The 13552-nt window shown below is 64.5% G+C and carries 13 protein-coding genes; 1 reads left to right on the top strand and 12 read right to left on the bottom strand.

Translation table 11 applies throughout. From position 1 onward, the window contains the following. Positions 1-59: 59 nt before the first annotated feature. The 12 genes from QMK47_RS16520 to QMK47_RS16465 all read right to left on the bottom strand — a co-directional run bounded on the left by QMK47_RS16520 (position 60) and on the right by QMK47_RS16465 (position 12020). Positions 60-782, bottom strand: a complete 723-nt coding sequence (locus QMK47_RS16520) for an amino acid ABC transporter ATP-binding protein (protein WP_253475488.1) — start codon at positions 780-782, stop codon at positions 60-62. Continuing rightward, on the bottom strand, positions 775-1425 hold the full coding sequence (locus tag QMK47_RS16515; protein ID WP_320388764.1) for an amino acid ABC transporter permease: 651 nt from the start codon (positions 1423-1425) through the stop codon (positions 775-777). Before QMK47_RS16515 ends, QMK47_RS16520 begins: the two co-directional genes overlap by 8 nt. Before the next feature lie 12 nt (positions 1426-1437). After that, positions 1438-2103: an amino acid ABC transporter permease gene (locus tag QMK47_RS16510; protein WP_013693525.1), complete on the bottom strand. Its 666-nt coding sequence runs from the start codon at positions 2101-2103 to the stop codon at positions 1438-1440. Next, positions 2096-3874, bottom strand: a complete 1779-nt coding sequence (locus QMK47_RS16505) for an aconitase family protein (RefSeq protein WP_320388763.1) — start codon at positions 3872-3874, stop codon at positions 2096-2098. Before QMK47_RS16505 ends, QMK47_RS16510 begins: the two co-directional genes overlap by 8 nt. Before the next feature lie 10 nt (positions 3875-3884). Next, positions 3885-4703, bottom strand: coding sequence for a transporter substrate-binding domain-containing protein (locus tag QMK47_RS16500; RefSeq protein WP_258688287.1), 819 nt, complete (start codon positions 4701-4703; stop codon positions 3885-3887). Positions 4704-4937: 234 nt separating this feature from the next. Next, positions 4938-5687, bottom strand: a complete 750-nt coding sequence (locus tag QMK47_RS16495) for an AraC family transcriptional regulator (protein ID WP_320388761.1) — start codon at positions 5685-5687, stop codon at positions 4938-4940. Positions 5688-6096: 409 nt separating this feature from the next. Next, positions 6097-7356 carry an FAD/NAD(P)-binding oxidoreductase gene (locus QMK47_RS16490; protein WP_320388760.1) on the bottom strand — a complete coding sequence of 420 codons (1260 nt, stop codon included), beginning with the start codon at positions 7354-7356 and terminating at the stop codon, positions 6097-6099. Beyond that, on the bottom strand, positions 7353-7589 hold the full coding sequence (locus QMK47_RS16485) for a 2Fe-2S iron-sulfur cluster-binding protein (RefSeq protein ID WP_003202550.1): 237 nt from the start codon (positions 7587-7589) through the stop codon (positions 7353-7355). Before QMK47_RS16485 ends, QMK47_RS16490 begins: the two co-directional genes overlap by 4 nt. Positions 7590-7816: 227 nt before the next feature. Continuing rightward, positions 7817-8932 (bottom strand): FAD-binding oxidoreductase, encoded by a 1116-nt coding sequence (locus QMK47_RS16480; RefSeq protein WP_320388758.1) that lies wholly within the window; start codon positions 8930-8932, stop codon positions 7817-7819. After that, positions 8929-9861, bottom strand: coding sequence for a 4-hydroxyproline epimerase (locus QMK47_RS16475; RefSeq protein WP_320388756.1), 933 nt, complete (start codon positions 9859-9861; stop codon positions 8929-8931). Before QMK47_RS16475 ends, QMK47_RS16480 begins: the two co-directional genes overlap by 4 nt. 112 nt (positions 9862-9973) lie before the next feature. After that, complete coding sequence (locus tag QMK47_RS16470; protein WP_230148840.1) at positions 9974-10645, bottom strand: GntR family transcriptional regulator; 672 nt, start codon at positions 10643-10645, stop codon at positions 9974-9976. 208 nt (positions 10646-10853) lie between these two features. Then, entirely contained in the window at positions 10854-12020 is a 1167-nt protein-coding gene (locus QMK47_RS16465; RefSeq protein ID WP_258688280.1) for an MFS transporter, read from the bottom strand. Between the two features lie 137 nt (positions 12021-12157). On the opposite strand from QMK47_RS16465, the gene QMK47_RS16460 reads away from it, so the two are divergent. After that, entirely contained in the window at positions 12158-13549 is a 1392-nt protein-coding gene (locus tag QMK47_RS16460) for a PLP-dependent aminotransferase family protein (protein WP_320388754.1), read from the top strand. Positions 13550-13552 lie beyond the last annotated feature (3 nt).

The following is a 13552-nucleotide window of genomic DNA, read 5'->3' as shown; positions in this document are numbered from 1 at the left end:
AGCTCTGTGGTGTACATAAGGCCCTGTGGGAGCGAGCTTGCTCGCGATGAGGCCATCGGCTATTTCACCGACTTGAGAAAAGCCGCCGTCTGCGGCTGCACCGGATTGCCAATCACCTGGTCCGGCGGCCCGATCTCATGGACCCGGCCATTGCAAAAGAACGCCACGCGGTCGGACACGTCCCGTGCGAAGCGGATCTCGTGGGTCACCAGCACCATGGTCATGCCGTCTTCGGCGAGCATGCGCATGGTGTCCAGCACTTCACCCACCAGTTGCGGGTCGAGGGCCGAGGTGGCTTCGTCGAAGAGCATGTAGTCCGGCGACATCGCCAGCGCCCGGGCGATGGCCATGCGCTGCTGCTGGCCGCCGGAAAGCTTGCCGGGAAAGGCCTTGAGCTTGTCTCCCAGGCCCACATGCTCAAGCTGCTGCACCGCCAGGGCTTCGGCGTCCTGCTTGCTTTTGCCCAGCACCTTGCGCGGCGCGAGCATCACGTTTTCCAGGACGGTCAGGTGGGGGAAGGCGTTCCATTGCTGGAACACGATGCCGATCTTCTGCCGCAGGCGATTGAGGTCGGTGGCGCGGTCATGGACCTCGATGCCGTCCACGCGGATGCTGCCTTTCTGGATCGGCTCCAGGCCGTTGATGCACATCAGCAGGGTCGACTTGCCAGAGCCGGAACCGCCGATGATCGACACCACTTCGCCCTTGTCCACGGTCAGGCTCACACCCTTGACCACTTCCAGGTCACCGAAGGATTTGTGCACGTTTTCGATCTCAATCATTTTCCTGCCACCTTCTTTCCAGGCGTGCGCCGAGGCGGGCGACCACCAGGCTCATGACGTAGTAAATGAGGCCCGCGATGCACAGCACCAGCAGGGGTTCCTGAATGCGCGTGACGATGGTTTGCGATGCCCGCAGCAATTCGACGATGCCGATCCACATCACCAGGGCGGTGTCTTTCATCACGCCCAGCACCAGGTTCAGCCAGCCGGGAAAGGCCACCCGCGTGGCGATCGGCAGGACGATGAACCGCAGGTCCTGCACGTAGCTCAGGCCCAGTGACCGACTGGCCCGACGGGTGCTCAACGGCACCGCCAGCACGCCACCGCGGACGATCTCGGTGAAGTAAGCGGCGGCATAGACGCCGAGGACGATGCAACCGACGGCAAAGGCGCTGAGGTTCAGGCCGGCGATGCTCTTGAGCGAGTTGAACAGCACGAACTGGATCAGCAACGGCACGCTGCGGAACACGTCCAGCAACCAGGCCAACGGCAGGCTGGCCCGCGGCAACAACGCCCGCAACAGACCGAACAGCAACCCGGCCAGGGTGCCCAAAAGGATCGACCAGACGGTCAGTTGCAGCGTGACCCAGGCCCCCTCGAGCAAATACAGCAGGTCGTTGATGCTGAGGCTTGTAGAAAACATGACCCACCCTCCTCAATAACGAAACAACCGCCAGGACAACAGCCGGGCCAGCCCGACGATCAGCTTGGCGATCAGGTAATACAGCACCGCCGCGAGGGCGAAGTATTCGAAGGTGCGGAAGGTCTTGACGTTGTATTCCTGGGTGACACCGGTGAGGTCGTTGTTCAGGCCGACGACCACGCCCAGGGACGTCATCAGCACCGCCCAGACCATCTGGTTGGTCAACGGGTAGAAGACTATGCGCAACAGTTGCGGGACGATGATCATCCGGTAGGCCTGGAAGGCGCTCATCCCCAGGGAGCGGGCGGCGCGCATTTGCGTACTGGGCACGGCCTTGAGGCCGCCGCGAAAGTTTTCCGCCAGGTAGCCGGCGTTGTTGAAGGTGATCCCGGCCAGCAAGGCCAGCCAGGAACTGACGTGCAGGCCGAGGGAGCCGAGGCCGAAGTAGAGGATGTAGATCTGGAACAGCGAGGGCGTGTTGCGGGCGATGGACACCCAGCCATTGCCCACGCCCCGCAGCAAGCGATTCGGGGCCTGGCGCATTACCGTCAGTACCAGGGCGATCAGCACGCCGAAAATCATCGACAGCGCGGCGGTCTCGAACGTCACCCAGGCCCCGGCGAGCATGTCGGGCAGGGCGCGCAAGGCCGGGCGCCATTGGAAGCTGTAGTCAAACATGAGTCGGGCTCCCGGTGCGGGCGGTGGGTTGCAGCCATGCCGGCGGCTGGCCGCGGGTCGAGGCGGTGCAGGCGGCCTCGACGCAGTCGGCGAGGGCGGCAAAGTGCATCCCACGCCGGACCAGGCCCGGTGCGTAGTGGGCGTATTTACCGGAGTTGGTCATCAGCGTGGTGGCGTGGGGCGCAATCACCGGTTCGCCCAACATGCACCAGCAGGTGTCGGTCACCAGCACCGCGCCGAACGCCTCGATGGCGGTCAGATACCCGGCTTTGCGGGCCTGCTCCAGCACTGTCCGGCCGCAGGTGATCGCCAGCACCACATACGGATGCTTGACCCGGCCCGCGCACAAGGTCGCCAGGGCGGCGAATTCGCTGAGGGAGAAATGCGGGTTACCCAGGGACACCACGTCCACCCAGTTGTCCCGGGCGCTGTTGAGCTCACGCCAACTGGCAAGCAGGCCGGCGGCATCGACGCTTTCCTGCGGCAAGGTGACGTCCTTCTCCAGGACATCGGCCGGGTCGAGGGCTTCCGGCGTTACCCCGGCGATGTGGAACAACGGCGCGGCGCTGGTGGTGGCGAACGCGGCACCAAAGGCCTTGAGGTCGTCCAGGGTGGGCGCGGCGTGTTCCAGCCCACGTATCAGCGGGATGCGCCGGCCCGCCAGGCTGCCGATGTGATAGCCCAGCAGTGGATAGAAACTGTCGTCCACGTGACCCAGCGCCGGCACGTCGACGATCAGCCGGGCCTTGCGCGGGTCGTCGAGATGGCAGCCGGTCAACGGTGCCCGTCCGCACAGGGCGATGCAGATATCGAGGAAGTCCGGGTACTTCTGCGTGCGCGCCCCCAGCACGCTGTTGGCGTAGACCACTGCGTTGGATTCGGCCCAGACGATCTGTTCGCCGGCCTTTGGCGCGGTGTCCAGCAGGTAGGGCGCGCAGGTGAAACTCAGTTGGGCGCCCATTGCCATGTAGGCATCGCCCAGGGCACTGGCCGGCTCGCCCAGGGCCGGATCGACGCCCAGTTCCCGCCAGCGACGCTGGTCCACGGAAATAGAATTGAGGGTGGTGGGCACGCGAACCTTCGCCCCCCACTGCACCAGTTGTTCGGCAAAGCGCAGGCTGGCCGGGCCGGTGTAGATACAGCCGTCGATGTGGGCCTGGGTCACGTCCAGCAGTTGCGTGGCGCCCTGGATCTCGGCCATGCGCAGCACGATTTGCATCGCCACTTGGGCGGCCTTGCCGTAGGTGCCGTCGAGCAACGCCCGGTCCTGTTCGCTCAGCACCAGGGTTGAGGACGTGGGCGGCAGCGGCGCTGGGTCAGAACCTTGCCAACCGTCATTTGGGGGCCGGCCAGACAGTGTCAGGACGTCGCCTTCCAGGCGCACGAAACCCTGGCCGCGCAGCCCATTGAAGGCCTCGTGCCCCACGCACACCACTGGCAGCGAGCGTTGGAAAATCACCTGCGCCACCAGCACGCCCAGGGTCAGGATTTCATCGGCTTCGGCGAGCACCAGGGCCGCGGGCGCGTGGCCGTTGCTGATCAGCTCCATCAAGACGCTGCTGCCGGTGCAGGAACCGCGTCCGCTGGGGATCGCCAGCACGCGCCCGGCCAAGCGCTGACCACTCAAGGGATGGTGGCGGTCGATGACTTCGCCGCTGGCTGGATCGACCCCGCCCCAGAAACTCAGCCCCACCTCGGCGAACAGCAGGGCGCCCTGGGCGGCACCCTCCACCAGGCTGCGGCCTTTCACACGGACAGGCGTGCTTGGCATGCGCCGATCCTCAGTAATAGACCTGGGGAACGGTCAGGTTGGCCGGCGGGATGTCGGTGCCGACCCATTTGACGAACAGTTCCTTGTAGCGACCCGTGCGTACCTGCTGGTTGACGAACAGGTTGAGGTAGTTGAGCAGGCCGTATTCGCTGCGTTTGGCGCCGAGGGACACGTAGTCGATGACGTAGGGCGCGTCACCGGCGATCTTCAGGCCCTTGTACTTGCCCGATTTGAGGGTCGCGGCGGCCACGGTGTTGGTCACCACGGTGGCATCGATGTGCCCCTGGGCGACGGCCAGCAAGGTGTCGTTCTGCGACTGGTAGGCGCGGAAGCTGCCGCTGCCCCAGCTCTTCTGGTCCTTCTCCAGGGCGATGGCTTCGTAGGTGCTGCTGGTGTTGCCCAGGGCTTTGCCCTTGAGGTCGGCGTAGCTGTTGATGCCGGTGTTGTCGCGGGTCAGCACGACCATCTGGAAGGCGAAGTAGGGCACGGTCAGGCCCACGGTCTTGGCTCGCTCCAAGGTGTCGGAGGTGGAGGCGACGATGACATCGGCGCGGCCGGACAGCAGCGCGGGGATTCGGTCGGAGAATGGGGTTTCCACCACTTCGGCATCGACACCGAGGACCTTCGCCAGATCGTTGCAATAGTCCACGTCGAAGCCCGCCGGTTTGTTGCTTTCGTCGCGAAAGCCCATCGGGGGGAAGTCCAGGGTCACGGCGCAACGCAGCTTGCCGGAGCCGATGATGTCATCGAGCTTGTCGGCGTGGGCGGAAGCGATGAAAAGCGGGGTGAGGACAATGCTGAGGGCTACGGCCAATGCAGGGTTTTTCATAAATGCCTCGCTGTCGAATAAATGCGGTGAGATATCGTATTGAGGATTTCGTATACGATATTAGATAAGCAATCGGCGTGCCTGTTTCTGCTTGCGGCGCAGTAATCGTGCTGGAGGGCTGACCTAGAGGCGTTCCTGACGGGCGGCACACATAAGCGCGGGGTGCTACGTTGGATTCGGGGTGTTACAGATGGGAGCAGCCACAGGATCCGATGCCCCATCAGGGAACAAGGATCAGCGCTGATTCTCGCGATATTGGCTGGGCGACAGGCTGGTCAGGGCCCGGAACTGGCGGCTGAAGGCGCTGTGGTCGGTGTAACCGCAGCGCAGGGCGATCTCGGTGATCGGCAGGTCTTTGTCGAGTAACAGCCGTGAGGCCTCTTCCAGTCGCGCCTTGTGAATCATCTGCCGTGGCGTGAGTTGGAAGATGCGTTTGCAGTGCCGCTCCAGTTGCGCCACCGACAATTCGGCAATGGCGGTCAGCTCGGCAAGGCTGATGGGGCGGGCGAAGTACTGCTTGATATGGGCGTCCACCGCCGCCAGTTTGTGGAACGCCGGATGGCTCGATTGCGGCAGTTGCAGGTCGCGGGAAATACCGGCCAGGCCGACGATCTGGCCGTCTGGATCGTGCAGGGCGAGCTTGTGGGTCAGGCACCAGACGGGCTGGTTACCGTAATACAAATGCAGTTCGAGCTGGTCGGCCAACTCCCGCCCGCTGGCCAGCACCCGGCGGTCCTGTTCGGTGTACAGCGGGCCGAAGCGCTCGGGGAACACCTGGTCGGCGGTGAGGCCGAGCAGGTCACCGCTGTGTTTGAAACCGCAGCGCCGGGCCAGGGTCTGGTTGACGAAGGCGTAGCGGGCTTGCTTGTCCTTGATGAAAAACACCACGTCCGCGAGGGTGTCCAGCAGCGGGGCGATGGGCTGCAGGCTGCGCAGCAGGGTATCGAGGTCGCAGGGCGCTAGGGAAGTGAGCGAGGGGTACATGGCCGGCGGCGTCTTTTTTGTGGGAGCGATGGCGCAGTGTCAGTCGAAAATGTGCTGGCTGTCACGCCGCTATCGCGAGCAAGCTCGCTCCCACAGGGTTCCGGTGTGTTCATAGATCTGGGGGTTATGGCAATCCCCTGTGGGAGCCGAGCTTGCTCGCGATGACGGCGGCACAGGCAGCATCTCTACCAACTGACCCACCGCTATCGCGAGCAAGCTCGCTCCCACAGGGTTCCGGTGTGTTCACAGATCTGGGGGTTATGACAATCCCCTGTGGGAGCCGAGCTTGCTCGCGATGACGGCGGCACAGGAAGCATCTTTACCAACTGACCCACCGCTATCGCGAGCAAGCTCAGCTCCCACAGGGGATTTGTGGTGAGTACAGGTCAGAGAGGGATGTGTGTCGGGTTCAGGTGGGTGGGGTTTCTTCCAGGTTCAGCAAGGTTTCGATCCGCGCCGGGCTGAAAGGTGGGCGGGGTGTGGGCGGTGTCCAGCCGAACAGGTGTTCCAGGGCGGCGCCGCACACTCGGCCCTGGCAGGCGCCCATGCCGCAGCGGCTTGCCAGTTTTGCTTCGCGCCAGTTTTTGTGGCCGACCAGTTCGCCGTACGGTACGTCTTCGCAGCGGCAGACCAGGGTGTCATTGCGGGCCAAGGTCTTGAGCCGTGGATCGAGGGCGAAGGCCTTGTTCAATGCCCCGGCGAAACCCTGCCAACGTGCGCGGCGCGGCCATAGCTGCTGGGCAGCTGCGCGATTGCCGACGGCGGCATGGCCGGCGATGGCGCCTTCCACCAGCGCCAGTTCGCTGCCGCCAAAACCGGTGCACTCACCGGCAGCGTAATGTTCATGGCGAGTGGTCGCTTGCCAGGCGTCAACCGCAAGCGCCTGGTCTTCAACCGCGCAACCCAGGGCCTGGCCTAATTGGGTATTGGGAATGAGCCCGAAACCACAGGCGAGCCGGTCGCAGGCCAATTCAATCGTCTTGCCTTGCTGATGCAGGCGCACGCCCTCCAGCCGTTCCCGACCGAGCGCTTCCACCACGTGGGTGTCGGTGCGGTAGTGCCGGTCGAACAGGCTGAACGATTGGAAAAACTTCCCCGGCCAGCGCGGCAGTTGTGCGGCGAAACCGGCGACGGCGCCGCGCCGGGCCTGCTCGGCGATGCGCAGCACTTGTGCACCTTGATGCTTTGCCGTGGCGGCGCTGGCCAGCAGCAAGGGGCCGCTGCCGGCGATGACCAGCCGTTCGCCGCGCACCGGCAAGCCACCCTTGATCAGCGCCTGCAAGCCGCCAGCACCGGTCACGCCGGGCAGTGTCCAGCCGGGAAACGGCAGCAGCCGTTCGCGGGCACCGGTGCAGAGAATCAAGCGCTCATAGCTGATCTGCCAGCCGCGCTCGGCATCTTCCACCAGCAAGGTTTTATCCGCCGCGCAGGCGATCACACGGGTGCCGGCATGGCAACGTACGTTGGCGCAGGTGTGCAGTTGCTCGCGCAGGCGTCGGGCGGCGCTGGGCAGGTTGGCCTGGGGGCCGTCGCGCCAGATCTGCCCACCGGGCAGCGGGTTGTCGTCCAGCAGCACGATACGCGCGCCGCTGCTGGCGGCGGCGGCGAGGGCGGCGGCCATGCCAGCGGGGCCGGCGCCGATGATCAGCAGGTCGGTGGTTTCGTTCATGGCCGGGTCTGCACCTGCATGCCGTCGTGGCACAGGGTCTGGCAGGCCAGGCGTCGACGACCGTCGATCAGCACCCGGCACTCCTGGCAGATACCCATGCCGCACAACGGCGCACGGCGCTGGCCGCTGACCGAGGTGCGACTGCAACCATCCGCGCCCAACGCCAATGCCGCTGCGACGCTGGTGCCGTTGGCGACTGAGAGTGGGCGGCCGTCCAAAAACAAGTCAGGCATGGGGATAATCCTCCTTGGCTAAGCGGATGCCTTGGGCACACCCAGAACCTGTGGCGAGGGAGCAAGCTCCCGCCGGGCCTGTAGGAGCTGCCGAGCGGAGCGAGGCTGCGATCTTTTCCCTGATAGCTCGAATCTCAAGCGAAAGATCAAAAGATCGCAGCCTTCGGCAGCTCCTACGGTGCCCAGCGCGAGCTTGCTCCCTCGCCACAGGGGAAGGGCGTCGGGCTTCAGGCATGGGCCGGTTCTCCGAGGAAACGCTGCGGCAGGTAAGGCTGCGCGGCCAGTGGTGGGGTTTCGTCGAACAGTTGCGCGACGAGCAGGTCGGCCGTTGCCGGCGCTGTTGTGACGCCCAGGCCTTCGTGACCCACCGCCAGCCACAGCCCCTGGCGCTGTGGATGTTGGCCCACCAGGGGCAAGCCGTCGGGGCTTGCTGCGCGAAAACCGGTCCAGGCCCGGATGCCGTTCAGACGCGCCAATCCTGGCAGGTATTCGACGGCGCGCTTGAGCATCTTCGCCAGCATCCAGCCTTCCACCTGTGGGTCAAGCGTGCCGAACTGCCGCGAGGCGCCGATGAACAATTGTCCGGTCGGGCGTGGTTGGATATTGCACGCCACCGACGGTCCGCTGGCGTTATGGGCGCTGGTGACGTAGCCCAGTTCCACCAGGGTGTGGGTGACGGTAGCGGGGTAGCGGTCGGTGATCAGCAGGTGGCCCTTCTTCGGCACGATCGGCAGTTCCGGGCACAATTCAGTGGCCTGGATGCCATTGGCGAGGACCACCGCTTCGGCGCTCAACCAGCGACCGTCGTCGAGGCGCACGCGATGACCGTCGACTTCGCTGACCTGCGCCCGTTGCTGACGAATGTTGGGCGCGTCCAGCATCCAGCGAGCGGCCGCCGGGGCGTAGAGGATGCCGTCGCCCTTGATCAGCAACCCACCTTCCAGGCCTGGGCGTAGCTCGGGTTCACGCTGATGCAGCGCGGCGTGGCCGATCAGTTCACAGGCTTCGCCATGGGCCAGCAGGTTCAGGTATTTGCTATGGGCCACCGCCATTTCTTCGGCATTGGCCGCCAGCCACAAGGTGCCGTTGTTGCGCCAGGCGCAGCCGTCGGGCAGGGCGGGGGCCAGCTCGCGCCAGCGTTGCAGGGAATATTGACTGAGGGCCAGTTCCGCCGGGTTGTCATCGAGCACCAGCAGGTGCCCCATGCCGGCCGCCGTGGCGCCGTGCCAACCGGCGTCCAGCACCAACACGTTGACGTTGCGTCGGGCCAGCGCCTGGGCGCAGGCCGCACCGATGATGCCCGCGCCAATGATGATCACGTCGGCGACATGGCCCTCGCTCACGGACGAATGCCCCAGGCGAACGGGTCATCCGCTTCGATGATCAGTGTGGTTTCGGCGCTGATGTAGGCGCGACCGCGAATGGTCGGCACGATGCGCTCGCCCGAGCGCTCGTAGGAGCCCTCGAACTCGCTGCCAATGACACTGGCCTGGCGCCAGATCTGCCCGGGTTGCAGCTTTCCATCGGCCGCCAGGCACGCCAGTTTGGCGCTGGTGCCGGTGCCACACGGGGAGCGGTCATAGGCCTTGCCCGGGCAGAGCACGAAGTTGCGGCTGTCGGCTTGCGGGTCGTCGGCAAACAGTTCGATGTGGTCGATCAGGCCGCCGTCCTCGCCGCGAAAACCTTGCTGCTCCAAGGCTTGCTGTACGGCGTAGGTGTAGGCGGTCAACGCGTCGAGGTTATCGCCGGCCACGCGTTGGCCATGTTCGGCGACCAGGAAAAACCAATTGCCGCCCCAGGCCACGTCGCCCACCACCGGGCCGATGCCGGGCACCTCCAGGGCCAGGGCCTTGCGATAACGGTAGGCCGGCACGTTGCGCACGCTCACCGAGCGGTCTTCGTGCAAGGTTGCCTGTACCGTGCCTACCGGGGTTTCGATGCTGTGCACGCCGGGGCCGATCCTGCCCAGGTGGGCCAGTGACGCCACCAGGCCGATAGTGCCGTGGCCGCACATGCCCAGGTAGCCGCTGTTATTGAAAAAGATCACGCCGGCACAGGCGCTGGGGTCCACCGGCTCACAAAGCAGCGCCCCCACCAGCACATCGCTTCCCCGCGGTTCGAGCACGCAGGCGGTGCGCCAGGCGTCGTGTTCCGTGGCCAGGCGTTGCTTGCGCTCGGCCATGCTGCCCTGGCCCAGGTCAGGAAAACCGTCGGTGACCAGTCGAGTCGGTTCGCCGCCGGTATGGGAGTCGATCACGGTGATGCGTTTCATGGGAGGGCCACGTCCGTTCAGATGAGTGACGGCAAGCGTGGCCCGCGCCAGGGGGCGACGGCTTGATGGTTTTACCTGTCGCCGATGACGAAATCGGCACAGTGCAGGCCCATCAATGGCTGGAAGGCAGGAACTTGAACAAGGTCTCGCAGACCCCGGCGATGTGCTCGTCCAGCAGCATCACCGCGCGCTCGACGTCACCGGCGCGGCAGGCCTTGATGATTTCCCGGTGCTCGTGATCGGCGCGCTCCTTGCCCGCCGAAAGGCTCATTTGCATGCGCAAGTAGCGCTCCAGCTTGTCGTGGACCGAGCGGATCAAGCCCACCATGAAGGGCCGTTGCGCCGGTTCGTAGAGGCAGGCATGCAGTTGCCAGTTCAGTTCCGCCCAGCGGCCGACGTCGTCTTCACCGATGAACTCCCGGCAGATGCTTTCGGCACGGGCGAAGGTGGCTTCGGTCATGTTGGGAATCGCCAGGCGCAGCACTTTGTCTTCCAGCAGCATCCGCACCTCGAACATCTGCGCCAGCTCCGCCTCGGAAATGCGCGTCACCATCGCCCCGCGATTGCGCTGGAACATCACCAGGCCCTCGGCCTCCAGACGCTTGAGGGCTTCGCGCACGGGGATCTTGCTGACGTTGAACTGCCGGGCGATATCATCCTGGCGAATCGGCTCGTCCTCGGCAAAATGCCCGGCCACGATGGCATCGCGCAGGTGGCGGGTGATGATTTCCGAGGTGGAAGGGGTGTTGCCCAGGTCAGGCAGGTTGAACTTGGATAAAGTCACGGCGGCGGGTCGTTCGGCTTAGGTGGGGATATGGTATACGACTTTGCCGAGCGCGGTGTTCCGGAGAGGTTTTGTAGGAGCTGGCGAAGCCTGCGATCTTTTGATCCTGATCTTTCGCTCTCGACTCAATGGGCAGTGGAAAGATCGCAGCCTCGCTTCGCTCGACAGCTCCTACACAGTTCTTGCACAGTTCCAACAACCTGGCAGTTCAGCCGTGGGACAGGTGGGTCACATAAGCCTGCGTCCGGACGATGCGCCATCCGGTAACAGACGCCCCGGCCAGCAGCGCCAGGCCGAACACGATCAACGCCACATCAGCGCCGAAAGCGTCAGCCAGCAACCCGGTCACCACCACCGGGATGCTGAACCCGACATAGGCGAACAGGAAGAACCCGGCGCTGACCCGGGCTTTCTCCGCCCCGGCCATGGCCGTGATGGCGGACAAACCACCCAAGTACAGGAAACCGTAGCAGGCACTGCTGCCCCCCAAGGCTCCCAGCAACACGGCGAGCAGGGAGCCGGTGCTCGCGCCCCAGGCCAGCAACGCGTAGCTCGCAGGCAGGATCAACAAGCCCAAGCCCGTGGCCCTGGCCGGTTGCATGCGCCGAACCCAGGGCTGGAAGAGCAGGCCGCAACTGATGACCGTGAAGGTCGACAGGCCAGACCAACGCTGCAAGTCGTGGGTCGCCAGCACTGACGGCAATATGGCGATGACCAGGCCCGAGGTCGCCCAGGCCAACAGCATGGAAAAACTGTAGGGCAGGCTGCCGGCGGGAAACAACGGCAGGCGCAGCAACGGTGCGTCTTTGATTTTCAGCGCCGGGTCCGGTAACCGCCAGACCACGACGATCGCGATGGCAGCCAACATCAGCTGCAACCAGAAGCTGCCGGGCGTGGCGCTGTGATGGACGAACAGGAACAGACTGGTCAACGCCGCGCCCAGGCCAAAGCCCAGGGAAGTGCTGGCGGTGACCCGGTTGGCCGGCGAGCGGGGATCGCGGGTTGCCATGAGCTCAGCCATATAGGCGGTTGATGTGGCCGAGGCCAGCCCTGTGCCGACCCCCATCATCAGGCGCGCCACGCCCAGCGCCTCGAGGCTCGGCCAGAGCAGTGTCACCAGCGTCGCCAGCATCGACAGCCCGAGCGCGACCAGGATCAACGGCTTGCGTCCCACCCGGTCGGCCAGCCCGCCGAACGCCAGCAGGACCGGCAACACACCCAGCACATAACCGGAAAACGCCACCGCCGTGGCGCCGGCCCCGTAGCCGGACAACTGCGCATAGGTGGTGTACAGCGGCGCCTGCAGGTTGACCGCGAGGGTGATCAGGCAAAGGCCGAAAGCCAGTCCCCAGGAATGTCGATGCTGTGGGTTCAAGGGTGTTCCTTAAAGGGTGTGCATGAAGTCCCGGGGACTATCACTGCCGGGCACAGCGCAAACAAGGAACAGACCCAGGCCATTTGTGCTTAACTGTTCGCTCGAAAATCGAGAACACTTAGCCAAGAGTGCCAGCCGTGGACCTGAAGATTGATCGCAACGTTGCCGAGCCCGTGATCCGGCAACTCGTGACGCACCTCATGGGCTGGATCAACGCCCATGGCATCCGCCCCGGCGCGCGCATGCCGTCCATTCGCCAACTGGCCCGTGAGAACAGCCTGAGCCTGTCGAGCGTGATCAAGGCCTATGACCAACTGGTTGCCAGTGGGGTGCTGGAGTCTCGACATGGCGCGGGTTTTTTTGTCGCGCAGCAGTTGGCCCGACCTGTGGAGCCGGAGCCCGAAACGGATAACGCGCGGTGGCGGTTGTTCGACAATGAATCGACGCAGCTCAAGCTGGGGTGTGGCTGGCTGCCCGATGCCTGGCGCGACGACACCGACCTGGGCCAGGCGATCCGCCAAGTGGTGCGCAGCGACAACCACGCGTTGTTCAACTACAGCACCCCGTTGGGCTCGCCTCATCTGCGCCTGCACCTTCAAAAGCGCCTCGGCCTGATCGATATTCATGTCGACCCGGCGCAAATCATCACCACCCAAGGCGCCAGCCAGGGCCTCGACCTGCTGGTGCGAACCTTGCTCAAACCCGGTGACCTGGTGCTGGTGGAAAGCCCCGGCTACTACAACCTGTTCAATCTGCTGAAGCTGCATGGGGTCAAGACCGTGGCGGTGCCGAGAACCGCGCAAGGCCCGGACATCGCCCGCCTGGAACAGCTTCTCGGTGAGCATAAACCCGCGTATTTCTTCATCAACAGCATGTACCACAACCCCACCGGTACCAGCCTGGCGCCGAGCGTGGCCTATCGTCTGCTGCAACTGGCAACCGCCCATGACTTTCGCCTCATCGAGGACGACATCTACGCCGATTTCCAGAACGGTCCGACCTCACGCCTGGCCTCCCTGGATGCCCTGGACCGGGTGATCTACCTGGCGAGTTTTTCCAAGACGCTGTCCAGTTCGTTGCGCATCGGTTATGTGGTCGCCCATCCCGAGATCATCCAGCGCCTGGCCGAAGTCAAGATGATTACCGGCATCGGTTGTTCGCTGCTGGCGGAAAACGTGGTGGCGACGTTGCTGGCCAACGGTGCTTATCGCAAGCTGATCCAGCGTTTGCGCCAGCGCCTGAACAAGCAGATGGCGAGCACGCTGCGCCAATTGGACCCGGCCCACTGGGAGGTATTTGCCGAGCCAATGGGGGGCCTGTTCGTCTGGGCCAGGCCGCGGTGGCTGGCGGCACAACGGGTGCAGCAGATCGCCCGGGAGCTGCAAATCCAACTGTCCCAAGGCTCGACGTTCCTGCCCCAGGGCGAGGCGTGCGATTGGTTGCGGTTGAACGTGGCTTATACCCAGGATCATCGTGCGCAGGTGTTCTTCCAGCGGGTGGAGCAGGAGTCGATTGCGGCGGGTCAATAGGGT

Origin of the sequence: Pseudomonas sp. P9_35 (genome assembly GCF_034008205.1) — a bacterium.
Classification (GTDB): domain Bacteria; phylum Pseudomonadota; class Gammaproteobacteria; order Pseudomonadales; family Pseudomonadaceae; genus Aquipseudomonas; species Aquipseudomonas kilonensis.
The sequence above is the reverse complement of the archived record's forward strand: the minus strand, read 5'-3'. Positions and strand labels throughout refer to the sequence as shown.